Genomic DNA, 22,041 nt, shown 5'->3' with positions numbered 1-22,041 from the left:
ATGGCGAAGCTGCGCGCGGACCAGGCGCTCGTCGAACGCGGCCTCGTCGAGACCCGCACCCGCGCCCAGGCGCTGATCCTGGCGGGGAAAGTGTTTTCCGGGGAGCTGCGGATCGACAAGGCGGGCCATCAGGTCACGGCCGAGACGCCGCTCACGCTGCGCGGCCAGGACCATCCCTGGGTATCGCGCGGCGGGCTCAAGCTCGACCATGGCCTTGCGCATTTCGGCTTCGATGCGACCAGGCGCACGGCCCTCGACATCGGGGCTTCGACCGGCGGCTTCACCGACGTGCTGCTGCATCACGGCGCGCGCCACGTCTATGCCGTGGATGTTGGAAACGGACAGTTGGATTGGAAGCTTCGCAACGATCCGCGGGTGAGTGTGCTGGAGCGCACCAACGCGCGTCACCTGACGCGCGACCTGATCCCCGACCCCATCGATGCGATCGTGTGCGACGCCGCGTTCATCGGCCTGCGCGTGGTGCTGCCGGCCGCCCTTGCCCTGGCCGCACCAGGCGCCTTCGCCTGCGCGCTGATCAAGCCGCAGTTCGAGGCAGGACCAAGCAAAGTTGGTAAGGGTGGTGTCGTGCGCGACCCCGCGATCCATGCGGAGGTCTGCGCCGCCATTGAGGCGTGGTGGTCATCTCTGCCGGGCTGGCGCGTGCTCGGCATCACCGAAAGCCCGATCACCGGGCCGGAAGGAAACCGGGAGTTCCTGATCGGCGCACTCTACCGGGGATGAACCGCGGGGCGCGCAACCTCGGCCAGGAGAGCCCAGACGCGATGCGCGTCCATCTCCGCCTCGGGGTCGTTCAGCAGGCGCTCGATCTCCGCGAGCTTTTCCTCGCGCTTCCGATCAACAACCAGCTCGCTCATGGCCAGACAAATCCTTTGCGTCGGGGGCCGCACGCCATTCCGTCAGACTGAATATGCAGTGATGAACATGACGGAAACGCGCCGGTGTCAGGGCGGTTTCAGGATTGTGGCACTACACCGAAGACGTGACCGCCGCCGCCAGCGCCGCGTTCTTGGCCGCCGGGTGCAGCGGATTGCGGAAGCGCAGCTCGCCGCCCGGCGCCGAATCGGGCTCCGCAAGGCCATAAAGCTCCATGCGCGAGGCGCAGGTGATCGCAACAAGCGGCCGCGCCGCCGGGTCCGTCAGGAAGCGGCGCGCCGCTCCTTCAAGTTCCAGTGTGGAGCGCAGCGCCCGCCATTCGGCACGGTCGAGGTCGTCGAGGAACATCGCCAGGATGCCCGGCTTGCGCCCGGACAGGCGCGTGGGCGCCGCCATCGCCATGCGTCGGCACACGGCGGCGGAAATCTCATCCTCGCGCCCGGCCCGTGCTGCCATGACGAAGACTCCGCGCCCCTCGGCCGACGTGGTGACGGCGAGATGCGCTTCGCGCCCGAACTGGGCGCGCAGCTGCGCCGAAAGACCGGGCGCGGCCTGCGCCCCGGCGAGCACCAGGGGATCAAGCTTCAGCACGGCGCCGGCGCTGTGGTCCTGGCGCTTCTCCGCCTGAAGCAGGTCGGAGATGCGCCGGTGCAACTCGGCCAGCTGCTGGCCCGAGCTCACACCCTCGGGCAGCGTCATCTTGAGAAGATAGCGGCCCGGATGCGCCGCGAGCCAGGTCTGCAGCTCGGGATTGATCCGGTCGACCAGCGCGTACCAGTCGCCCTTGTGCAGCGGCCGGCCTTCCTCGGCGGAGATGGTCTCGCATGCGATCTCCGCCTCGACGCCGTCGCGCGCGATGGTGAGGTCGAACGGCGCCTCGTCGAGCAGGCCGCAGAAGCGCACGGTAAATCCGCGCGCCTTGTGCAGGGCGGCGGTGCGGACGAGGTGGAACAGCGGCACCAGGGTCGCCTCTCCCTGCAGCGCCGCCTCGACCTGGTCCTTCAGGCGGCGGCGCGCGATGGGCGGCAGGGATGTCGCGAGTGCGGTCACGCCGCGGGCGAAATCCCCAATGCGGCGCTCGGCGAGGCTCGCCCGGTTCGGCGTGCGCGGGTCGGCGACGCGGGCGAGGGCGAATTCCAACGCATGGCGCTGCTGGGCCGCGCGGCCCTGCAAGGCACCCGATTGCGTGCGCCGGCCCAGCTCCGTGAGCCGTTTCTCGAACACGCGAGTCCCACAAAGCCGGAGAAAGCCGGAAAGCGCCTGGCCTGCGGGCGGCATGTCGTCCACTGCGGATCTTCCTTGCTGACCATGACACCGCCGACCGCGTCACCGGGATTGCCCCGGCACGCGACGTCACGACGCCATGTTGCTTTGCAACAGAATGTTCGCTTGTCCGAGTGCAGCCGTCAAGTATTCACGGATGCGTCAGTTTCGTGGAAGCCGTGCCACGTCCGGCGCGTCCGGGTTCTGCGCGCGGTGGCGCAGCAGGTGGTCGGCCAGCACGCAGGCGAGCATGGCCTCACCCACCGGGACCGCGCGGATGCCGACACACGGGTCGTGCCGACCCTTGGTAACGATCTCGACGTCCCTGCCCGCGCGATCGACGGACCGCCGCGGCGTCAGGATCGAGGAGGTGGGCTTCACCACGAAGCGCGCGACGATGGGCTGCCCGGTCGAAATCCCGCCCAGGATGCCGCCAGCATGATTGGATTCGAACCGCACGCGGCCATCGGGCTCCATGCGCATCTCGTCCGCATTGCCTTCGCCGGACAGCGCAGCGGCGGCAAAGCCGTCACCGATCTCGACACCCTTGACCGCGTTGATACCCATCAGCGCGCCGGCGATGTCAGCATCGAGCTTCGCATAGATCGGCGCGCCGAGGCCGGGCGGGACGCCGGTCGCCTCGATCTCGATGATCGCGCCGAGCGAGGAGCCGGCCTTGCGCGCCTCCAGCAGCATCGCCTCCCACCGCGCGGCGGCGACCGGGTCGGGGCACCAGAAGGCGTTGCGCTCGACCTCTGCCCAATCCCAGTGGTTCCGGTCCACCGCGTCGCCGCCAATATTCACCAGCGCCCCGCGCAACACCACGCCCGCGCCCAGCACCTTGCGCGCGATGGCACCGGCGGCGACCCGCATCGCGGTCTCCCGCGCCGAGGAACGGCCACCCCCGCGATAATCGCGCATGCCGTATTTCAACTCATAGGTGATGTCGGCGTGCCCAGGCCGGAACCGGTCCTTGATCTCGCCGTAGTCGCGGGAGCGCTGGTCCTCATTATCGATGTGCAGCGCGATGGGCGTGCCGGTGGTCATGCCGTCCATGACGCCGGATAGGATTCGGACGACGTCGGGCTCCTGCCGTTGCGTCACGAACTTGCTCTGGCCGGGACGGCGGCGGTCGAGAAAGGGCTGGATATCAGCTTCGGTGAGCGGGATGCGCGGCGGCACGCCATCCACGACGCAGCCAATCGCCGGCCCATGGCTTTCGCCCCAGGTGGTGACGCGGAACAGGTGGCCGAAGGTGTTGTGCGACATGGTCGTCGAAGGCCGCGATGGCGCGGACCTCAGCCCTTCTCGATCGTCAGGTCCGGCGCGTCGGGGTGCTTCATCCCGATGACGTGGTAGCCGCAATCAACATGATGCACCTCGCCCGTCACGCCCGTGGACAGCGGCGAGAGCAGGTACAGCCCCGCCCCGCCCACTTCGTCGAGCGTCACGTTGCGCTGCATCGGCGCGTTGTACTGGTTCCATTTCAAGATGTAGCGGAAATCGCCGATCCCGCTCGCCGCCAGCGTCTTGATCGGCCCCGCGCTGATCGCGTTCACCCGCACCCCGTCGGGGCCAAGGTCGGCCGCCATGTAGCGCACCGAGGCCTCCAGCGCGGCCTTCGCCACGCCCATGACGTTGTAGTGCGGCACCCATTTCTCCGCACCGAGATAGCTGAGCGTCAGCAACGACCCGCCCTCGCGCATCATCGCCGCGGCGCGGCGTCCGGCAGCGGCGAAGGAATAGCAGGAGATGTCGAGCGCCTGGAGAAACGCCTCGCGCGGCGTGTCGATGAAGCGGCCACGCAGGAACTGCTTGTCGGCGAAGCCGATGGCGTGGACCAGGAAATCGAGCTTGCCCCATTTCTCGGCCAGCACCGCGAAGGCGCGGTCCATGTCCTCGTCCGAGCTGACATCGCAGGGCAGCACGATGTCGGACTGCACGCTCGCCGCCAGCGGCCGGACGCGCTTCTCCAGCGCCTCGCCCTGATAGGTGAAGGCCAGCTCCGCCCCCTGCGCCGCGACGGCGCGCGCGATCGCCCAGGCGATGGAACGGTCATTCGCCACGCCCATGATCAGACCGCGGCGGCCCTGCATCAGCGTACCGGTCGGCAGGGAGGTCATCGGGGTCGCGTCATTCATGGCGCCGGAGGTCTCGCCTGGTTGTAGAGCGGGGAGTGTGGTGGCACATGCGCCATACCCCCTTCAACCCCCCAAGGCCACCCAGGATACCGCATGGACCCCACCACCGAGGACCCGATCGCCCTGTTTGGCACCTGGATGTCGGAGGCCACGGCCTCCGAGCCCAACGACCCCAACGCGATGTGCCTGGCGACCAGCACGGCGACCGGCGCGCCGTCGGCGCGGATGGTGCTGCTCAAGGATGTCGATGCGCGCGGATTCGTCTTCTACACCAACCTCGAAAGCCGCAAGGGCGGGGAGCTGGCGGCCAACCCGCAGGCCGCACTCTGCTTCCACTGGAAGACGCTGGCGCGCTCCGTCCGGGTCGAGGGCCAGGTGGAGGCCGTGACCGCCGCGGAGGCCGATGCCTACTACGCCTCCCGCGCGCGCGGCTCGCGGATCGGCGCCTGGGCCAGCCGGCAGTCGCGCCCGCTCGAGTCGCGCTTCGCACTGGAGAAGCGGGTGGCGGAGATCACCATGACATACCCGATCGGCGAGATCCCCCGCCCCGACTTCTGGTCCGGCTTCCGGGTGGTGCCGTCGCGCATCGAGTTCTGGCGCGACATGCCCTTCCGCCTGCATGAGCGCCGCGTCTTCCATCGCGCTTCCGAAGGCTGGTCGATCGAAGCGCTGTATCCGTGACCATCCCGGCGTCGCAGGCCGAGGTGGCGGCGTTCCTCGCCCGCCACACCGGCGCAACGCCGATCGAGACGCATATCAGCGCGGTCTACGTGGGTGCGGCCGAGGCGCTGAAGATGAAGAAGGCCGTCGCTCTCGGCTTCCTCGATTTCTCGACCCTTGGGTCGCGGGAGGCGTTCTGCCGCCGCGAACTGGCGCTCAACGCGCCAACCGCGCCGGCGCTGTACCGCGACGTGGTCGCGGTGACCCGCGCACCCGGTGGCGGCTTGCGCCTGGGCGGCGAGGGCGAGGCACTCGAATGGGTGCTGCGCATGGCACCCCTCGCGCCCGGAACCTTCCTCGATGTGATGGAGGAAATCCCGCCCGAGATGCTGGACGCCATCGCCGATGCGGTCGCCGCGCTGCACGCGGCCGCACCGCGCCGCGCGGGCGATGCCCCCGCCGCCATGCAACGGGTCATCGAGGGCAATCGAGCGGCCGGACTTGCGGTGGGCCTCGCACTCGACGAATGGCGGCCGGAGGCCATGCTTGCCGCCGTCGCGCCCCTGCTGCGTGCCCGCGTCGCGCAGGGGTTTTTCCGCCGCTGCCATGGCGACCTGCATCTGGCCAATCTCTGCCTGCTCGACGGACGGCCCACGCCCTTCGACGCACTCGAATTCGACGAGGAGCTGGCCACCATCGACACCGGATACGACCTCGCCTTCCTGCTCATGGACCTCGAGCATCGCCACGGCCGGGCGGCGGCGAACCGCGTGCTGAACCGCTACGTGGCCGTGACGGGCGACGGCGGGTTCCTGGCCGCGCTGCCGATCTTCCTGTCGCTGCGCGCGCTGATCCGCGCACATGTGGAAGCCCGGCGCGGCCATCCCTCCGAGGCGTATCGCAAGGCCGCCCTCGACTACCTGGAGCCGCGCCCGCAGCACCTGGTCGCGATCGGCGGGCTGCAGGGCACCGGCAAGTCCCACCTGGCCCGCGCGCTGGCGCCGGCGATCGGCGCCGCGCCCGGCGCCCTGCTGCTGCGATCCGACGAGATCAGGAAGCGCCAGCACGGCGTCGCGCCGGAGACCAGGTTGCCGCCTGAGTCCTACCGGCCCGAGGCATCGGCGAAGGTGCACGCGGACCTGTTCGCCGCAGCCGGCGCGGCGCTGGCGGCGGGGCATGGCGTCGTCGCAGACGCGGTCTGGTACGACCCGGCCATGCGTGCGGAGATCGAGGCAACGGCACGGCGCGCCGGCGCGGTATTCACCGGGCTGTGGCTGGAGGCGCCGCTGCCCGTGCTGCAGGCGCGCATTGCGGCGCGGCGCGGGGATGCGTCGGATGCCGATGCCGCGGTCCTCGCGCGGACCGCGGCCGCCGATCCCGGCGCCATCGCCTGGCACCGCGTCGATGCGCTGGATCCGGCACTTCTCACCAAGGCGCTCGCGCTCGTGCCAGGGTGATCGCGGATGCGGCGACACGATGGTATACTGCGAAACGCTTGCCTTTGCCGCGCACCTCTCGCGATAGTCGCGCACACTCGCCCAACGGGAGCATCGCCATGGCCTATCGTCGTCTGCTGCTGCCGCTCACCGGCACCGCCGCGGGTGAATCGGCGCTCGCCACCGCGCTGATCACCGCGCGCATCTGGCACGCCCATGTCCACTGCCTGCATGTGCGCGTGGATGCGCGCGACGTGGCCCCGCTCGCGGGCGAAGGCCTGTCGGGCGCGATGATCGAGGAGATGATGGCTGCGACCGAACGCGAAAGCGGCGACCGCGCCGGCCGCGTGCGCGGCCTGTTCGAGCGCTTTGCCTCCGCCGCCTCCGGCGTGACCCTCGCCGAGGACCCGGACACCGCCGCCAAGGCCGACGCGCCGACGCTGTCCTTCTCCTCCGTCGCCGGGCGTGAGGAAGAGGTCGTGGCGCAGCAATCGCGCCTCTACGACATCGCCGTGGTGCCGCACCCCGAGGCCGGCGAGGATGTCTCCTCCTCCGACGCGCTGCACGCCGTTCTGTTCGACTCCGGCCGTCCCGTGCTGATCGCGCCGCGAGAGGCGCCCGCCGAAATCGGCAGTCGGGTCTGCATCGCCTGGAACGGCACCGCCGAAAGTGCGGCCGCCGTCGCCGCCGCCCTGCCCTGGCTGCACAAGGCGAATGCGGTGCGCATCCTCACGGCTGCCGAATACCAGCGCCGCGGCCCGCCCGCGGAGGGTATCCAGACATACCTGCGCTGGCACGGCATCGCCGCCGAAATCACCACCTTCAAGCCGATGACGCGCGAAGTGGGTGCGGGGCTGCTCGGCGCCACGCGCGACTTCGCCGCCGACCTTCTGGTTATGGGCGGGTACAGCCATTCGCGCCTGCGCCAGCTGATCCTGGGCGGGGTGACGAGGCACGTGCTGGAGAATGCGGATATTCCCGTTCTGATGTGCCGCTAGGAGCGCATTGAGCAAGGAAGAAGGCCGGGGTAAGGAATTTCCCCGGCCCCGTTCTTTCATTCTTGATTTTTGGTGTTCGTGGCGTTGGCGGCTCGACGGCGTCATCACCGGCACGCCATTACGGCCATCGCCGGGCCGCTATGGCGAGCCTGCACCCGGCGCCCTATCTCATCCGCAACGCCGCCCCATAGGCGGCATCGGAGACAGACCCATGATCGAGCACCGCCCATTCGCCAGCCTCGGCAAGGCCAATTTCGGCTGGCTCAACGCCAACCATCATTTCTCCTTCGGCCACTACCGCAACACCGCCCGCGACTCCTGGGGCAAGCTGCGCGTCTGGAACGATGACGAGATCGCCGCCGGAAAGGGCTTCGACCCGCATCCCCACCGCGACATGGAAATCATCACCTATGTCCGCGAAGGCGCGATCACCCACCAGGACAGCCTCGGCAACGAAGGCCGCACCGAAGCCGGCGACGTGCAGGTGATGTCGGCGGGCAGCGGCGTCGTCCACGCCGAGTACAACAAGGAGAAGGTGACAACCCGCCTCTTCCAGATCTGGATCGAGACGGATGAGCGCGGCGCCAAGCCCAGCTGGGGTGCCAAGGCCTTCCCGAAGACGACGCGCGAAGGCGGCTTCGAGGTGCTGGCCTCCGGTCGGCCCGAGGATGCCGCGGGCGACGCGTTGCACATCAACGCCAATGCGGCGGTGATGGCGACGACGCTGAAGAAGGGCCAGACCCTGACGCAGCTGTTCTCCCCCGGCCGCGCCGCCTACCTGGTGCCGGCGACGGGTGCCGTGACCGTGAACGGCGTCGCGCTCCAGGCCCGCGACGGTGCGGCGATCCGCGATGAGCGCGAAATCGCAATTACCGCGCAGGAGGATGCTGAACTCGTCCTGGTCGAGATCGCCGCCTGACATCGCGACGCGGCGACCCCATCTTCAGGCGAAGAAGGGGTCGCCGATGCCGCAAGCCACACCACGCCGGATCTGGCGCCGCCTGCTGATCGTCCTCGCGATCATCCTGCTGTTGCCGGTTGCGAGTGCGACGGTCCTGGTCCTCACGCTCGATACCGAGGCGCTGAAGCCGCGCATCACCGCGGCCGTGGAATCAGCGACGGGACGGCGCCTCACGCTCAGCGGGCCGATCTCGTTCACCACCTCCATCGTGCCCACCATCGCCATCGACGACATCGCGCTGGCCAATGCACCCGGTGGGTCGGCGCCTGAGATGCTGACCGCCCGGCGCATCGAGTTGCGCCTCGCGCTGCTGCCGCTGCTCTCGCGCGAGATCGACATCCGCAGCCTCACTTTGGTCGAGCCGCATCTGCTGCTGGAGACCGATGCTGAGGGACGGCCGAACTGGCTGTTCGCGGCGAACCGCCCGCCTGGCCCGCCACCCGCGGACAGCGTGCCCGCACCACCGCGGGAGCCCAGCGCCGGGATGGCCTTCGGCCTGCGCGCGCTCACGCTCACCGGCGGCAGCGTCATCTATCGCGACGGGGCGACCGGTACCGCGCATACCCTGCTGATCGAACGCCTCGCGACCCGCGCCTCCGGGCAGCGGCTGGCGCATGAAGCGCGCGTCACCGTCAACGGCACCGCGATCCGCCTGCAGGGCGAGAGCGGGACCATCGCCGGCTTCATGGCGCCGGTCGCGCCCTGGCCGCTGCGGCTGGCGCTGGACGCCGAGGGCGCCACCCTCGCCATTGAGGGCGAGGCGAGCGAGCCGGCCCGCCTGCGCGGCTGGCGCGGGACCGCGGAGGGCACGCTCGACCGGACGGATCGCCTGGCCGCGCTGCTGCCGCGGCTCTCCGCGTTGCCACCGGGCGCCGACGTCACCTTCCGCCTTACGGCGCATGAGGTGGCGGGGGCGCCGGTGATCGACGGCTTGCGCCTCGGCATCGGCGGCGTCGATCTCGGGGCGCTGCGGCCCGGCCTGGCGCTGCGACGGCTGGCAATGTTGGCCGAGGCGAGCGACGCGCCCATCAGCCTGACAGCCGAGGCGATGCTCGGTACCACGCCGCTGACGCTGCGCGGAACGGCCGGCACGCTCGTTGTGCTTCAGCAGGCGTCGCCGGATGCTTCCATGCCGGTCGACCTGACGCTGGCCGCGGCGAATGCCGAGGTCCGGGCGCAGGGGATGAGCGGCGTAGTGTTCACGGGCGCGGGCCTGGATCTGGCCATGACGGCGCGCATCCCCGATGCCGCCGCATTCGGCGCGCTGGCCGGTGTGCGGGTCCCGCCGTTGCGCGACCTGACCGCCGCCGGACGGGTGACGATCCCGGCGCCGGGACAGGTCGCGATCGCCGACCTGCGCGCGACGAGCAGCGCCGGCGATGTCGCCGGCGCGGTGACGCTGGCTCTAGGTGCGCGTTTTGGCATCTCGGGAACGCTCGCCTCCGAACGGCTTGATCTCACAGGGGCGACCGGTTCGGCGCCGACGACCGCACCGGCAACGCCGGCCACGGTTCCGGTGGCGCCGGCGCAACCCGCCGCGGCGGCACCGCCCGCCCCCGGGCCACGCCGCGTCATCCCGGACGTGGCGCTGAACGTCGATTCGCTGCGCGGCGCGGATGCGGATCTGCAGCTCACCATCAGCACGCTGATCCTTGGTGCGGAGCTGCCGCTGCGCGCCGTCACGACGCATCTGGTGCTGCGCGAGGGCCGGCTGCTGCTCGATCCGATCACGGCGACCTCGCCTGGCGGTCCCATTGCGGGCAGCATTGGCGTGGATGCGAGCGTCGCGCCGCCAGCCATGCGCCTCGCCTTGCATGCCGAGGGGCTGGACCTCGCGGCATTGCGGGCGGCGGTCGGCGACCGGCTCGGCAATGGCCGCCTCGACGTGGATCTGGCGCTCAGCGGCGCCGGATCGAATACGCGTGCCCTGGCCGCCTCGCTCGACGGCTTCATCGGCCTGGCGCTCGTGGATGGGCGCATCGCGCCGTCCATGCTCGCCGGCATCCCGCCCGACCTGATCCGGGTGCTGGTGCCGCAGGGCGTCCCGCCGGAGGGCTTGCCGCTGAGATGCCTGGCCCTACGCGCCCCGGCCGCGCGCGGGATCCTGCGCGCCGAGACCTTCCTGGCCGAGACCTCGTTGGGACGGATCGGCGCCACCGGCACCGTCAACCTGGGCGACGAGCGCATCGACCTGCGCATGCTGCCGGATCTGCGCACGGCGATCATCAACCTGCGCGCCCCGGTGCCCATCTCGGGCACACTGACCGCACCTCGCCTGGGGCGGATCGATGCCGCCGCGGCGGCAGCGGCCGGGCTGGGCGCCCTGCTCGGTGCCCAGCGCACCCCGGACCGCACGCTGGAAGGCGCCGCCGAGGCGCTGGGCGGCGGCAATCCTGCCCTGCCCGACTGCGGCGCCGCGCTGCTGGCAGCCCGCGGTGGCCGGCAAGGTACGGCGCCGACGGCACCAGCACCGACCCCTGCACCGCCAGTCGGCAGCTCGGACGCACCGCGCGCACCGAACGCCGTCGATATCCTGCGCGGATTGCTGGGCGGCGCGCGCCGCTAAGCGCGCGCCGCGCCATGCCTTACTGCGCCGGGCGCGGGATGCCGAGCCGGAGCGGGACGAAGCGCTGGCCTTGGCCGCTTTCGACCAGCAGCAGTGCGCTCGGCCGGTTCTGCCGGCGCAGGCGCTCGATGCGCTCCTGCAATTCGGCGACCGTGTTCACGCGCTCCTGCTGGACCTCGACGATCACGTCGCCGGCGCGAAGGTCGCGCTCGGCGCCCGGGCTGTCGGGTGCCACTTCGACGATGACGACACCACGCTGCTCGGCACGCAGCGAGAAGCGCTCGCGCAGCTCGGCCGAGATCGGGGCGACGCGCAGGCCAAGGCCGGCAAGTTCCGCCGGGCGCGGCGGCTGGCCGGGCGGTGTCGCGGGCGTGCTCGCAGCGGCAGCCTGCTCGGCGGGAAGCTCACCCACCGTGATGGTGACGGTTTCCTCGCGGCCATCGCGCCAGATGACGACCGGCGCGGTGCTGCCGACGCGGGTGTCGGCCACGATGCGCGGCAGCGAGCGCATGTCGCGCACCTCGGCACCGTTGAAGCGCAGCACCACGTCGCCGCTGCGGATGCCGGCGGCCGCCGCCGGCCCACCTTCCTGCGCACGCGCGATCAGCGCGCCGCGCGTGCCACCGGGGACGCGCAGGCTCTCGGCGATCTCGTCGGTCACCTGCTGGATGTTCACGCCGAGCCAGCCGCGCCGCACGCGGCCACCATCGGCGAGCTGCGAGGCGATGTTGCGCGCGAGGTTCGACGGGATGGAAAAGCCGATGCCGATCGACCCGCCGGTCGGGGAGTAGATCGCCGTGTTGATGCCCACGACTTCGCCGCGCATGTTGAACAGCGGGCCGCCCGAATTGCCGCGATTGATGGCGGCATCGGTCTGGATGAAATCATCATAGAGGCCCTGGCGGATGTCGCGGCCACGGGCCGAGACGATGCCAGCCGTCATCGTCCCACCCAGGCCGAACGGATTGCCGATCGCCAGCACCCAGTCGCCGACGCTGGCCTCGTCCGAATTGCCCCAGGGCACCGCGGTCAACGTGCGGTCCGTGCGGATGCGCAGCACCGCGATGTCGGTGCGCGTATCCGTGCCGACGAGCTCGGCGCGGATCGAGGTGTTGTCCGCCAAAATTACGTTGATCTCGTCGGCGCCATCGATGACGTGGTTGTTGGTGACCACCAGGCCCGAGGTGTCGATGATGAAGCCCGAACCCAGGGACTGCGCGCGGCGCGGGCGCTGCGCATCGGGGCCGGGTGCGCCCGGCGCGCCCGGCGCACCTGGCGGACGATTGCGGTTGAAGAAGTCGCGGAAGAATTCCTCGAACGGGCTGCCCGGCGGCGCCTGCGGCGTCTCAGGCGCATCCGGCCGGCCGGCGCGCGCCTGCACGTTCTGCGAGGTGGAGATGTTCACCACCGCCGGCAGCAATTGCCGCGCGAGCGGTGCGAAGCTTTGCGGCGCGTTGGGCAGCGGCGCGGGCTGCGCCGCGTTCGGCGCTGGGGCCGGTTGCGCGTGGGCGACACCCGTGAAGGCGAGGGCAAGGGCGACGGCGATCGGGGAAATGCGCAAGGGTGGCCACCTCGGTTTGTTGGCGACGTTACAATTGTGCGCCGCGGCGCCCAGGGGAAGAGGTTTGCGCTGCAACGAAGCGTGACACCGGCGCCGCGCAGCCGGGGGCGTTACCGCCCCCGGCGCAATCAGCGCGCGTTGCCGGCGGGGCTTTCGCGCAGGTAGCGGAAGAACTCGCTGTCCGGCGTCAGGATCAGGCGCGTCTCTCCGCCGGAAAAGGCTTCGCGATACGCCTGCATGGTCCGATAGAACTGGTAGAAGACCGGGTCACGCTGGAAGGCCTCGGCGAAGATGCGGATGGCCTCGCGCTCGCCTTCGCCGCGCAGGATTTCCGAGGAGGATTGCGCCTCGGCGATCAGCACCGTCCGTTCGCGATCCGCATTAGCCCGGATGCGCTGCGCCTGCTCGGCGCCCTCGGCGCGGGCCTCGCGCGCGACGCGCTCGCGCTCGGACTGCATGCGGCTGAGAATGGCCTGCGTGTTCTCCTCGGGCAGGTCGGCGCGGCGGATGCGCAGATCGACCACTTCGAGGCCGAAGCCGAGCGCCTGCTCGTTCACCCGGTTGCGGATCTCGCCCATGACGCGGGCACGCTCGGTCGAGAGCACCGCAAGCAGCGGCTCGTTGCCGAGCACGTTGCGGATCGCGGAGGAGACGATCGGCTGCAGGCGCAGGCGGATGCCGCCCTCGGTGCCGCCGGAGGCCTGGAAGAAGCGCAGCGGATCGGTGATGCGATAGCGCGTGAAGCTGTCGACCACGAGCCGGCGCTGGTCGCCCAGGATCACCTCGGTGCCCTGCGCGTCGAAGTCGAGCAGGCGGCGGTCGAAGGAGATCACCGTCTCGATGAACGGGATCTTCATCTGCAGGCCCGGCGTGCTGATCACGCGCACCGGTTCGCCCAGGCGCGTGACCAGCACGTGCTGCGTCTGGTGCACCGTGAAGAAGGACGTGGCGAGGATGAGAAGCGCGATGGCGATGAAGCCGATCGCGGCGATGGAACGGCTCATCGTGTGGCCCCCGGCGGGCGTGTGTTCATCAGCGCACCGGTGGGTGCGATGGGCAGCGGCGGTGGCCGCGTGCCGGGTTCGCCCGGGCGCGCGCTCGGCGTGCGCGGGGCGCCCTGGTCGTTGAGCTGCAGGAAGGGCACCAGGCCCTGCAGCCGGTCATCGACCAGCACGGTCGGATTGCGGCGGAGGATTTCCTCCATCGTCTCGAGATACATGCGGCGCACGGTGATGTCCTGCGCGGCCTGGTAGGCGGTGAGCACGGCGATGAAGCGCCCGGCTTCACCACGCGCACGCGCGGTCTGGCTGTCGCGGAAGCCGGTCGCGGCCTGGATCATCTGCTCGGCCTCGCCGCGGGCGGCGGGGATGATGCCGTTGCGGTAGCCCTCGGCCTCGTTGCGCTGGCGCTCGCGGTCGGCGTTCGCGCGTTGCACGTCACGGAACGCGTCGATGACGGCGGCCGGCGGGTCGACCTTCTGCAGCTCGACCGAGGTCACGATGACGCCTGCGCGATACTGGTCGAGGATGGTCTGGGTGCCCAGACGCACGGATTCGGCGATCTGTCCGCGCGCCTCGGTGAGTGCCGGCTGGATCGGCGTGCGGCCGATGACCTCGCGCATCACGCTCTCGGCGGCGGACTTGATGGTCTGCTCGACATTGCGCGTGTTGAACAGGAACTCGCCGGCATCGCGGATGCGCCAGCGCACCACGAAGTCGATGTCGATGATGTTCTCGTCGCCGGTGAGCATCAGCGATTCCTCGAGCACGTCGCGGACCGCGACGGCACGGGTCGCGGCGGGATCGCTCGGGCGGAAGCCGATAAAGATCTGGTTCTCGGTGGTGACGCGCGGCGTCGCCGCCGCCTCGATCGGCCAGGGCAGGTGATAATTGAGGCCCGAGGGCGCGAGGCGCCCGGTGAAGGCCCCGAAGCGGGTCACGACGCCGACCTCGTCCGGCTCCACGCGGTAGAAGCCGGTGAGGCCCCAGCCGCCGATCAGCAGGATGGCGAGCAGCCCAAGACCCTTGCCGCCGCCGCGCCGGGGCAGAAAGCGGCGCACCGTGTCCTGCGCCTGGCGGATCAGGTCGTCGAGGTCCGGGCCGCGGCCGCTGCCGCCGCCCTGGTTGTTGCCGCCGGGCGGGGGCGGCGCACCCCAGGGGCCCTGCGGGCGCGGATTGCCCCAGGGGCTGTTGCCGCCGCTGTTGTTCCAGGGCATCGGGCCGTGTCTCTCCGCTCTCGTCGTTGGCCGCCGGCCCCTGTGCGGGCAAGCGGCCTAGTATGGCGCTGGTGTTCCAGCGGAAGCCCGTTGCGTCAACCGCGTGCGGTGTGACCGATGGGGTGATTGTCTGGTCGCGCCCCACCATGTAGGGCGCGGGTCATCAAAGGGACGCCCGTTCTTCGGGATATTGTCCGGGATCGGGGATTTTTCAAGCGATGGGCGAAACTCTGGAAGCGCGGGTGCGGGCCGCCCTGGCAAGCGTGCGGGATGCCGAGACCGGCCAGGACATCGTCGCGGGCGGTTTCGTGCAAGGCGTGCTGGCGCGCGAGGGCATGGTGCAGGTAACGCTGGAAGTGCCGCGCGCGCGCGCCGCGGCGATGGAGCCGGTGCGCGCCGCGGCGGAGCGCGCCGCCGCTTCGGTGCCGGGCGTGCTCTCGGCGACGGTGATCCTCACGGCCCATCGCGACGCGGCGCCGGCCGCCGCGCCGAAGCGCGCGCCGCACGCGCCGGCCGGCCAGGGGCCGATGCTGATGCCGGAGACGCGTTTCATCATCGCCATCGCCTCGGGCAAGGGCGGCGTCGGCAAGTCGACCACGGCGGTGAACATCGCCGTTGCGATGGCCGCGCAGGGGCTGAAGGTCGGGCTGCTCGACGCCGACATCTACGGCCCCTCCCTGCCGCAGATGCTGGGCACGCGCGAGAAGCCGCGCAGCGAGGGCAACCGCCTGATCCCGCTCTCGCGTTGGGGCCTCAAGGCGATGTCGATCGGCTTCCTGGTCGAGGAGGAAACGCCGATGATATGGCGCGGCCCGATGGTGATGGGCGCGCTGGAGCAGATGCTGGGCCAGGTCGCCTGGGGGCCGCTCGACATCCTCGTGGTCGACATGCCGCCAGGCACCGGCGACGCCCAGTTGACGATGAGCCAGCGCGTACCGCTGGCCGGTGCGGTGATCGTCTCCACGCCGCAGGACGTGGCGCTGATCGACGCCAGGCGCGGCGTGCGAATGTTCGAGAAGGTCAGTGTCCCGGTGCTCGGCCTGATCGAGAACATGAGCTATTTCTGTTGCCCGAACTGCAACCACCGCTCGGAGATCTTCTCCCATGGCGGGGCGCGCAGCGAGGCCGTGCGGCTGGGCACCGAGTTCCTCGGCGAATTGCCACTCACGCTCGAGATCCGCGAACTCGCCGATGCCGGGACGCCGATCGTCGCCGCCCGGCCGGAGAGCGACGCGGCCGCCACCTACCGCGCCATCGCGGCGCGGCTCTGGGCGAAGCTGGAGGGCGCGGCGGCACCGGCGGGACCGCGCATCGTCATCGACTAGCGGCAGCTGCTCCAGGGTCCCATGTCCAGGTGGAAATGGTCGCGGTGCGCCGCGTCGTAGTCCGGGCTGAGCACCACGCGGAACCAGCGGCAGGCGGCGTCGCGCACCGCCCGGAGAAAGGCGGCGTCGCGGCCACTCCCTGGCCAGTCCGGCGCCACGCGCACCTCCCTCCCGTCGCGCAAGATGAAGCCGGCGATGTCGATGGCGTTCGCGGTCGCGTGCTGGCTGCGCACCGTGCCGCCGCCGATGTTGCGGCAGGATTGCGTGCCGAGATGGCGGATGCCCGCCACCTCCTGCCCCAGATGCGTGCGCGCCGCCGCCTGCAGGCCATGGCGCTCGAACATCGTCCAGGCGGCGGCCATCGGGCAGCTGAGCGTCGGTGATGCCGGGATGGTGCGCAGCACGCTGGGCAGGCGCACCGCGTTCTCCGTCTCGCACCCAGTCGTGGAGGGGCGATCCGGCACCCGCGTGACGGGAATGGCGGATGCCGCGAAAGCGGCGAAGCACGCCTCCGGATCCTGGCGCATCCAGGCGAGCTTGCTCGCGGCCAGCCAGTTCGGCGCCGCCGTCAGGTCGACCGGCGTGCGCGGATGCCAGGCGGGCGGCAGGAACCGCGCGAGCAGCGCCACCGCACCGAGAAATGCCACAGCAATGAGCAGGACCCTGGCCACGCGTCGGATATGGGGCGTGTCACCCGCGTGCCGCGTCACGAGGCCGTGGCGTCAGCGCGCCGTCGCACGGCCGAGCGCGAAGCCACCGATGAAGGTGCCGAGCAGCACCGCGCCCAATTCGCCGATGAAGGCATGCGCCAGCGGCAGCCCGATCAGCACCGTCGCGGCGATGGCGGCGACCGCCCACCAGCGCACGCCACGGATGCGCGCCGGCGCCTTCGCGCGGCGTGCGGGGGCGCGCTTGCCGCTCAGGCGTCGCGCCCCAGCATCGCCATCAGCTCGCGCCATTCGCGCTTGGACAGGCCGCTGCCGGGCTGTTCGACCGGGTCGCCGGCGAGCAGCCGCTTCACGATGTCCAGCATCTGCGCTGAGAGCGAGACCGCACCCATCCGGTAGTCGGAAAACGCCTCGAAGCAATGCGGGACCCAGGCGCGCACGGTGTCGAGCATGGCGTCCGCATAGACGCGGATTTCGTGCTGCGCATGGGCATCGGCGCGCAGGCTCAGGAAGCCCAGCAGATTGTGCAGGTCCGTCTTCCAATACCACTGCGTATAGGCGTTGAGTGTCAGGTTCATCCGCGCCAGTTCGCGCGCCAGGCCCTGGCGGCCGGGGTCCAGCACGCGGCCGGCATCGTCAGCATTGAGCATCCAGGCGTAGTGGTCGTAATTGCGGCTGGCGTCCTCGCGCAGCAGGGCGAGCACGCGCGTCGCCTCCTCGCCTTCCAGCACCGCGCCGCGGCCCTGGCGGTTGTCGTCCGACTGCGCGGCCAGCGCCTCCGGCGCGGGGATGTAGAATTCCCGGTCCAGGATGGAGTAGCGGGCCGAGTACTCGTTCACGTTGGCGGTGCGGTGGCGGATCCATTGCCGCGCGACGAAGATCGGCAGCTTCACGTGGTACTTGATCTCGCACATCTCGAAGGGCGTGGAGTGCCGATGCCGCATCAGGTAGCGGATCAGCCCGCGATCCTCGTTGGCCGCGCGGGTCCCGCGGCCATAGGAGACGCGGGCGGCCTGCACTACGGCGGCGTCATCACCCATGTAGTCGACGACGCGAACAAAACCGTGGTCGAGCACGGGCATCGCCTGGAACAGCATGGCCTCCAGCGCCGGCACCGTGGGGCGCAGCGTCGGCGTGGGTGCTGCGCGCGAGAGGTCGATCTCGGCCTGCTGCTCGCTGCTCAATGCCATGCGGACGACTCCGGGGGGTGGTGGAGGTCCGGCATAGCCCTGGCCCAGCGCCCTCGCAATCCGCGCGGCGATGCCCTATATCGCTCCTGCCGCTTGCGGCTATGGCGATAAACGTTGCGTGGAATAAGCGTTGCGGACCCGGGGGCAGTACTCGGCGTCTCCACCAAATTGACCAGACCCTTTATCGGGGGCGGCCAGGGGGGACGAAATAGCTTCGACGCGCGCGGTAAAGACGCTGCTTTTGCCCGGCATTGTACCGCCGTCATCGGGCTAAATCACAAGTGCCAACGATAACGTTCGTGAGAACGTGGCGCTCGCTGCCTAGAGATAGGTAAGCGCGGTTCGGGGGGCACCGGGCAACAGAAGCCCCCCACTTTGCTTCGGTCTTTTCTGGTTAAGGCTTCCGCCCTACACTGACTTCCTGAGGTTCAGGGGTTCCCATGACCGACGACGCACCGACGCCCGAAAGCCTGTTGCCGTACGACCGCTGGACCGAAGAGGCCCTGCGCGAGGTGGTGGTGCGCGCGCTGGAGCACGCGGCGGCGCATGGCCTGCCCGGCGAGCATCATTTCTATATCACCTTCCGCACCGATTTCCCCGGCGTCGAGATGCCGGGTCACCTGCGCGCGCGCTATCCGCAGGAGATGACCATCGTCTTGCAGCACCGCTTCTGGGATCTGATCGTGGACCGGGCGGCGCAGCGCTTCTCGGTCGGGTTGTCGTTCGGCGGCGTCGCCTCGGCCCTGAGCATTCCGCTGGCCGCGCTGACCGCCTTCGCCGATCCGCAGATCCGCTACGGGTTGCGCTTCCAGTCCGCCGTCGAGCAGGTGCCGGCCGCACCCGAGATGCCGCAATTCCCCGATGTCGCCGAGGAGACGCCGCCCGCGCAGGTCGTCAGCCTCGACGCGTTCCGTCGCCGCCCCGCCAAGGAGGGCTGAGCCGAGACCGGCTTCGCCGCAGGATAGTGCCATGACACCGCCGCTCGACACCGCCGCAGCGCCCCGCCCGGCGGGCTTCCGCTATAGCCCGATGTTTCCGCTGGGCGAGGACACGACGCCGTATCGCAAGCTGGACATCGGCGGCGTCTCCACCATCGAGGTCGAGGGCAAGCGCGTCCTGAAGGTGACGCCCGCTGCGCTCGAGCAGCTCGCCTTCGCCGCGTGCCGGGAGGTAAGCCATCTTCTCCGCCCCGCGCATCTCCAGCAACTCGCCAGGATCCTCGATGATCCCGAAGCCAGCGCGAATGATCGCTTCGTCGCGCTCGACTTGCTCAAGAACGCGAACATCGCCGCCGGCGGCGTGCTGCCGATGTGCCAGGACACCGGCACGGCGATCGTATTCGGCAAGAAGGGCCAGCGCGTTTGGGTCGAGGGCGACGAGGAGGAGGCGCTGAGCTACGGCGTCCACCGCACCTACACCGAGACCAACCTGCGATATTCGCAGATGGCCCCGCTCTCGATGTTCGAGGAGGTGAACACCGGCAACAACCTCCCCGTCCAGTTCGACATCTATGCGAATCCCGGCGAGCACCATGCCGACGAGCTGCACCTGATGTTCGTGCTCAAGGGCGGCGGCTCGGCCAACAAGACCTTCCTGTTCCAGCAGACCCGCGCGGTGCTGAACAAGCCCAAGCTGCTCGCCTTCATCGAGGAGAAGGTGAAGACGCTGGGTACCTCCGCCTGCCCGCCCTATCACCTGGCGATCGTCATCGGCGGCACCAGCGCGGAGACGACGGCCAAGACGGTGAAGCTCGCATCCACCAAATGGCTCGACGCGCTGCCGGAGAGCGGCAACCTGTCCGGCCACGCCTTCCGCGACCGCGCGCTGGAAGCGGAGGTGCACAAGCTCACGCAGAATCTCGGCATCGGCGCGCAGTTCGGCGGCAAGTATTTCTGCCATGACGTGCGCGTGGTGCGGCTGCCGCGGCACGGCGCATCGCTGCCGATCGGCATCGGCGTCTCCTGCTCGGCCGACCGCCAGGTGAAGGCGAAGATTACCGCCGAGGGCGTCTTCCTCGAACAGCTGGAACACGACCCGGCTCAGTATTTGCCCGAGCACACCGAGGACATACTGGGCGGCGAAGTCGTGGCCATCGACCTTGCGCGGCCCATGGCCGAGATCCGCGCAACCCTTTCGGCGCTGCCGGTCAAGACGCGCGTGTCGCTGACCGGCACCATCGTGGTGGCGCGCGACATCGCGCACGCGAAGCTGCAGGAACGCCTCGATGCGGGGCTTGGTCTGCCCGACTACATCAAGGACCATCCGGTCTATTACGCCGGCCCCGCGAAGACGCCGACGGGGATGGCCACGGGAAGCTTCGGGCCCACCACGGCCGGACGGATGGACAGCTACGTGCCGACCTTCCAGGCGGCCGGCGGATCGCTGATCATGCTCGCCAAGGGCAACCGCTCGCGCGCCGTGCGGGAGAGCTGCAAGACGCATGGCGGCTTCTATCTCGGCTCCGTCGGCGGGCCGGCCGCGCGGCTCGCGCAGGACTGCATCACCAAGGTCGAGGTGCTGGAATATCCCGAGCTCGGCATGGAGGCGGTGTGGCGGATCGAGGTGAAGGATTTCCCCGCCTTCATCGTCGTCGACGACAAGGGCAATGATTTCTACGAGGGGCTGGAGTAGCCAGAGAGGCCGCGATGCTGACGCTGGTCCTCATCGGGATCGCGCTGATCGCGGCCATCCTCTCGGCTGGCCTCTACTATGCCTTCTCCGGACCGGTGATGCGGGGCTTCGCGGCGGGGACACCCGAAACAGCAGTGGCGGTGATGCGCGCGATCAACTCGCGCATCATGACGCCACTCTTCGCCTTCGTGTTCTTCGGGCCCTCGATATTTGCGCTGCTCGGCGCCCTCGCGGCCTGGCGTGAGGGGCGCAGTGACGCCGCCTCGTGCGCTTGCGCGGCCAGCGTCATCCATGCTCTGGGCGCGATCGCGGTGACCATGACGGTGCATCTTCCGCTGAACACGGCGCTCGAGCGCGGCACCGGGGCGGCCACCGATCTCTGGCGCGCCTACGCGCCGCGCTGGACCGCGTGGAACCACCTGCGTAGCATCGCCTTGCTCCTCGCCGCAGCCTTGCTGGTCGCGGCCCTGCACCTGGCGCTGCCTGCGCCCTGACCGGAGACCACCGATGCTGGAACTCCGCCCCAACTGCGAATGCTGCGACCGGGACCTGCCGCCCGACAGCCCCCTCGCCCTCATCTGCAGCTTCGAATGCACCTGGTGCAGCGAATGCGCCGAGACCCGCCTCGGCAATGCCTGCCCGAACTGCGGCGGCAACCTCGTCTCGCGCCCGATCCGGCCGCCGGGCAAGCTGCTGACCAACCCCGCATCCACTCAACGCAAACACCGTCCGGAGCGCTGCGCATGACGCGAACCCTCATCTCCTCGGGCTCCCGCTTCGAGGAGGAAATCGGCTACTCCCGCGCCGTCGTCATCGGTCAGGACATCTGGGTCTCCGGCACCACCGGCTATGACTATGCGAAGATGACCATCGTCGATGACGTCGTGGGCCAGGCCACGCAATGCTTCGAGAACATCGCCGCGGCGCTGGCCCAGGCCGGCGCAAGCCTCGATGACGTCGTGCGCGTCCTGTTCATCGTGCCGAACCGCGCCGACTGGGAGCCGTGCTGGCCGGTGGTCAAGCGCTTCCTCGGCAAGGCGAAGCCGGCCTCGACGCTGATCCATGCCGGGCTGCAGACCGATGCCATGCGCATCGAGATCGAGGTCACCGCGCGGAAACCCTGAACCGTTTCGCTTGTTATCCTTTCCAATCCCGGAAAGGGACCAATGCTATGCTCGAACGTCGCTCGCTGTTCTTCGCACTCGCCGGAGGGACGATCGCTGGCTCCCTTGCCCTGGCGCAGGACGCCCAGGCCCAGCGCGGACCGGTCTTCGTCGATCGCGCACCGCCGCCGCCGCGCGACACGCGCGAACTGCCGCCGCGCCGCGGTTACGTCGCGGTGCCCGGCCATTGGCAGTGGCGCAACAACCGCCATGACTGGGTCCGCGCGCGGCACGTTCCCGAGCGCCGCGGCTATCGCTACGAAGGCCCGGCCTGGCAGCAGGAAGGGGAGCGCTGGCGCTACTCGCCGGGCGCCTGGCGTCGCTGAGCGCACCATCCCGCGCGCGAACCAGGCGGGATCTCCGCCTGGG

Annotated in this window: 23 protein-coding genes and 1 other RNA gene; 14 read left to right on the top strand and 10 right to left on the bottom strand. The window is 70.0% G+C overall.

The genetic code is table 11. The features are described from left to right. A complete protein-coding gene (locus GXW79_RS11670; RefSeq protein ID WP_211874567.1) occupies positions 1-741 on the top strand; it encodes a TlyA family RNA methyltransferase in 741 nt (246 codons plus the stop codon). On the opposite strand, the gene GXW79_RS11665 is transcribed toward GXW79_RS11670, so the two are convergent. The 4 genes from GXW79_RS11665 to fabI form a co-directional block, all read right to left on the bottom strand. Further along, positions 729-875 (bottom strand): peptide chain release factor 1, encoded by a 147-nt coding sequence (locus GXW79_RS11665; RefSeq protein WP_211874566.1) that lies wholly within the window; start codon positions 873-875, stop codon positions 729-731. The two genes, GXW79_RS11670 and GXW79_RS11665, sit on opposite strands and share 13 nt — an antisense overlap. A gap of 112 nt (positions 876-987) precedes the next feature. Further along, positions 988-2,172 (bottom strand): hypothetical protein, encoded by a 1,185-nt coding sequence (locus tag GXW79_RS11660; RefSeq protein ID WP_408901554.1) that lies wholly within the window; start codon positions 2,170-2,172, stop codon positions 988-990. Between the two features lie 147 nt (positions 2,173-2,319). Beyond that, positions 2,320-3,426 (bottom strand): chorismate synthase, encoded by a 1,107-nt coding sequence (gene aroC, locus GXW79_RS11655; protein WP_211874564.1) that lies wholly within the window; start codon positions 3,424-3,426, stop codon positions 2,320-2,322. Between the two features lie 29 nt (positions 3,427-3,455). Next, positions 3,456-4,298, bottom strand: a complete 843-nt coding sequence (gene fabI, locus GXW79_RS11650) for an enoyl-ACP reductase FabI (protein WP_211874563.1) — start codon at positions 4,296-4,298, stop codon at positions 3,456-3,458. A gap of 93 nt (positions 4,299-4,391) precedes the next feature. Here fabI and pdxH point away from each other — a divergent pair, with 93 nt between their 5' ends. From pdxH to GXW79_RS11625, 5 genes are all read left to right on the top strand, one after another. Beyond that, on the top strand, positions 4,392-4,979 hold the full coding sequence (gene pdxH / locus GXW79_RS11645) for a pyridoxamine 5'-phosphate oxidase (RefSeq protein ID WP_211874562.1): 588 nt from the start codon (positions 4,392-4,394) through the stop codon (positions 4,977-4,979). Next, a complete protein-coding gene (locus tag GXW79_RS11640; protein WP_211874561.1) occupies positions 4,976-6,415 on the top strand; it encodes a bifunctional aminoglycoside phosphotransferase/ATP-binding protein in 1,440 nt (479 codons plus the stop codon). Before pdxH ends, GXW79_RS11640 begins: the two co-directional genes overlap by 4 nt. A gap of 98 nt (positions 6,416-6,513) precedes the next feature. Further along, on the top strand, positions 6,514-7,392 hold the full coding sequence (locus GXW79_RS11635; protein ID WP_211874560.1) for a universal stress protein: 879 nt from the start codon (positions 6,514-6,516) through the stop codon (positions 7,390-7,392). A 211-nt stretch (positions 7,393-7,603) separates the two neighbouring features. Continuing rightward, entirely contained in the window at positions 7,604-8,311 is a 708-nt protein-coding gene (locus GXW79_RS11630) for a pirin family protein (protein WP_211874559.1), read from the top strand. A gap of 46 nt (positions 8,312-8,357) precedes the next feature. Next, positions 8,358-10,919 carry an AsmA family protein gene (locus GXW79_RS11625; protein WP_211874558.1) on the top strand — a complete coding sequence of 854 codons (2,562 nt, stop codon included), beginning with the start codon at positions 8,358-8,360 and terminating at the stop codon, positions 10,917-10,919. A 19-nt stretch (positions 10,920-10,938) separates the two neighbouring features. On the opposite strand, the gene GXW79_RS11620 is transcribed toward GXW79_RS11625, so the two are convergent. The 3 genes from GXW79_RS11620 to hflK form a co-directional block, all read right to left on the bottom strand. After that, complete coding sequence (locus GXW79_RS11620) at positions 10,939-12,480, bottom strand: DegQ family serine endoprotease (protein WP_211874557.1); 1,542 nt, start codon at positions 12,478-12,480, stop codon at positions 10,939-10,941. A 128-nt stretch (positions 12,481-12,608) separates the two neighbouring features. After that, the gene (gene hflC / locus GXW79_RS11615; RefSeq protein WP_211874556.1) at positions 12,609-13,484 is read right to left on the bottom strand and encodes a protease modulator HflC; all 876 of its coding nucleotides are present in this window, start codon (positions 13,482-13,484) and stop codon (positions 12,609-12,611) included. Beyond that, positions 13,481-14,695, bottom strand: coding sequence for an FtsH protease activity modulator HflK (gene hflK, locus GXW79_RS11610; protein WP_211874555.1), 1,215 nt, complete (start codon positions 14,693-14,695; stop codon positions 13,481-13,483). Before hflK ends, hflC begins: the two co-directional genes overlap by 4 nt. Positions 14,696-14,913: 218 nt before the next feature. Between hflK and GXW79_RS11605 the strand changes: the two genes are divergently transcribed. Then, a complete protein-coding gene (locus GXW79_RS11605) occupies positions 14,914-16,020 on the top strand; it encodes an Mrp/NBP35 family ATP-binding protein (protein ID WP_211874554.1) in 1,107 nt (368 codons plus the stop codon). Here the strand turns inward: GXW79_RS11605 and GXW79_RS11600 are convergent. The 3 genes from GXW79_RS11600 to thyX are packed head-to-tail and all read right to left on the bottom strand — an operon-like array spanning position 16,017 to position 17,878. Continuing rightward, a complete protein-coding gene (locus tag GXW79_RS11600; protein WP_367614888.1) occupies positions 16,017-16,691 on the bottom strand; it encodes an extensin-like domain-containing protein in 675 nt (224 codons plus the stop codon). The two genes, GXW79_RS11605 and GXW79_RS11600, sit on opposite strands and share 4 nt — an antisense overlap. Positions 16,692-16,742: 51 nt before the next feature. Further along, positions 16,743-16,886, bottom strand: coding sequence for a hypothetical protein (locus GXW79_RS11595; protein WP_211874553.1), 144 nt, complete (start codon positions 16,884-16,886; stop codon positions 16,743-16,745). 53 nt (positions 16,887-16,939) lie between these two features. Continuing rightward, entirely contained in the window at positions 16,940-17,878 is a 939-nt protein-coding gene (thyX, locus tag GXW79_RS11590; protein WP_211874552.1) for an FAD-dependent thymidylate synthase, read from the bottom strand. 49 nt (positions 17,879-17,927) lie between these two features. On the opposite strand from thyX, the gene ssrA reads away from it, so the two are divergent. The 7 genes from ssrA to GXW79_RS11555 all read left to right on the top strand — a co-directional run bounded on the left by ssrA (position 17,928) and on the right by GXW79_RS11555 (position 21,998). Continuing rightward, positions 17,928-18,253: a transfer-messenger RNA gene (ssrA, locus tag GXW79_RS11585) on the top strand. A 65-nt stretch (positions 18,254-18,318) separates the two neighbouring features. After that, positions 18,319-18,816, top strand: coding sequence for an SspB family protein (locus GXW79_RS11580; protein WP_211874551.1), 498 nt, complete (start codon positions 18,319-18,321; stop codon positions 18,814-18,816). A 31-nt stretch (positions 18,817-18,847) separates the two neighbouring features. Then, complete coding sequence (locus tag GXW79_RS11575; protein WP_281414720.1) at positions 18,848-20,509, top strand: fumarate hydratase; 1,662 nt, start codon at positions 18,848-18,850, stop codon at positions 20,507-20,509. Positions 20,510-20,523: 14 nt separating this feature from the next. Next, positions 20,524-21,003 carry an anthrone oxygenase family protein gene (locus tag GXW79_RS11570; RefSeq protein ID WP_211874550.1) on the top strand — a complete coding sequence of 160 codons (480 nt, stop codon included), beginning with the start codon at positions 20,524-20,526 and terminating at the stop codon, positions 21,001-21,003. A gap of 13 nt (positions 21,004-21,016) precedes the next feature. Beyond that, complete coding sequence (locus GXW79_RS11565) at positions 21,017-21,256, top strand: DUF1272 domain-containing protein (protein ID WP_211874549.1); 240 nt, start codon at positions 21,017-21,019, stop codon at positions 21,254-21,256. Further along, complete coding sequence (locus GXW79_RS11560; protein ID WP_211874548.1) at positions 21,253-21,633, top strand: RidA family protein; 381 nt, start codon at positions 21,253-21,255, stop codon at positions 21,631-21,633. The genes GXW79_RS11565 and GXW79_RS11560 overlap by 4 nt, the downstream gene beginning before the upstream one ends. Positions 21,634-21,680: 47 nt before the next feature. Then, the gene (locus tag GXW79_RS11555; RefSeq protein WP_211874547.1) at positions 21,681-21,998 is read left to right on the top strand and encodes a YXWGXW repeat-containing protein; all 318 of its coding nucleotides are present in this window, start codon (positions 21,681-21,683) and stop codon (positions 21,996-21,998) included. The last annotated feature ends 43 nt before the right edge of the window (positions 21,999-22,041 follow it).

It is taken from the genome of Plastoroseomonas arctica, from assembly GCF_018128965.1.
GTDB lineage: Bacteria > Pseudomonadota > Alphaproteobacteria > Acetobacterales > Acetobacteraceae > Plastoroseomonas > Plastoroseomonas arctica.
This window is presented reverse-complemented; position numbering and strand designations above follow the sequence as displayed.

Bases quoted from the DNA above. Each gene is read 5' to 3' on its own strand.
- GXW79_RS11670 (WP_211874567.1), top strand. From the start codon at position 1: ATGGCGAAGCTGCGCGCGGACCAGGCGCTCGTCGAACGCGGCCTCGTC.
- GXW79_RS11665 (WP_211874566.1), bottom strand. From the start codon at position 875: ATGAGCGAGCTGGTTGTTGATCGGAAGCGCGAGGAAAAGCTCGCGGAG.
- GXW79_RS11660 (WP_408901554.1), bottom strand. From the start codon at position 2,172: ATGCCGCCCGCAGGCCAGGCGCTTTCCGGCTTTCTCCGGCTTTGTGGG.
- aroC (WP_211874564.1), bottom strand. From the start codon at position 3,426: ATGTCGCACAACACCTTCGGCCACCTGTTCCGCGTCACCACCTGGGGC.
- fabI (WP_211874563.1), bottom strand. From the start codon at position 4,298: ATGAATGACGCGACCCCGATGACCTCCCTGCCGACCGGTACGCTGATG.
- pdxH (WP_211874562.1), top strand. From the start codon at position 4,392: ATGGACCCCACCACCGAGGACCCGATCGCCCTGTTTGGCACCTGGATG.
- GXW79_RS11635 (WP_211874560.1), top strand. From the start codon at position 6,514: ATGGCCTATCGTCGTCTGCTGCTGCCGCTCACCGGCACCGCCGCGGGT.
- GXW79_RS11630 (WP_211874559.1), top strand. From the start codon at position 7,604: ATGATCGAGCACCGCCCATTCGCCAGCCTCGGCAAGGCCAATTTCGGC.
- GXW79_RS11625 (WP_211874558.1), top strand. From the start codon at position 8,358: ATGCCGCAAGCCACACCACGCCGGATCTGGCGCCGCCTGCTGATCGTC.
- hflC (WP_211874556.1), bottom strand. From the start codon at position 13,484: ATGAGCCGTTCCATCGCCGCGATCGGCTTCATCGCCATCGCGCTTCTC.
- hflK (WP_211874555.1), bottom strand. From the start codon at position 14,695: ATGCCCTGGAACAACAGCGGCGGCAACAGCCCCTGGGGCAATCCGCGC.
- GXW79_RS11605 (WP_211874554.1), top strand. From the start codon at position 14,914: ATGGGCGAAACTCTGGAAGCGCGGGTGCGGGCCGCCCTGGCAAGCGTG.
- thyX (WP_211874552.1), bottom strand. From the start codon at position 17,878: ATGGCATTGAGCAGCGAGCAGCAGGCCGAGATCGACCTCTCGCGCGCA.
- GXW79_RS11580 (WP_211874551.1), top strand. From the start codon at position 18,319: ATGACCGACGACGCACCGACGCCCGAAAGCCTGTTGCCGTACGACCGC.
- GXW79_RS11575 (WP_281414720.1), top strand. From the start codon at position 18,848: ATGACACCGCCGCTCGACACCGCCGCAGCGCCCCGCCCGGCGGGCTTC.
- GXW79_RS11570 (WP_211874550.1), top strand. From the start codon at position 20,524: ATGCTGACGCTGGTCCTCATCGGGATCGCGCTGATCGCGGCCATCCTC.
- GXW79_RS11565 (WP_211874549.1), top strand. From the start codon at position 21,017: ATGCTGGAACTCCGCCCCAACTGCGAATGCTGCGACCGGGACCTGCCG.
- GXW79_RS11560 (WP_211874548.1), top strand. From the start codon at position 21,253: ATGACGCGAACCCTCATCTCCTCGGGCTCCCGCTTCGAGGAGGAAATC.
- GXW79_RS11555 (WP_211874547.1), top strand. From the start codon at position 21,681: ATGCTCGAACGTCGCTCGCTGTTCTTCGCACTCGCCGGAGGGACGATC.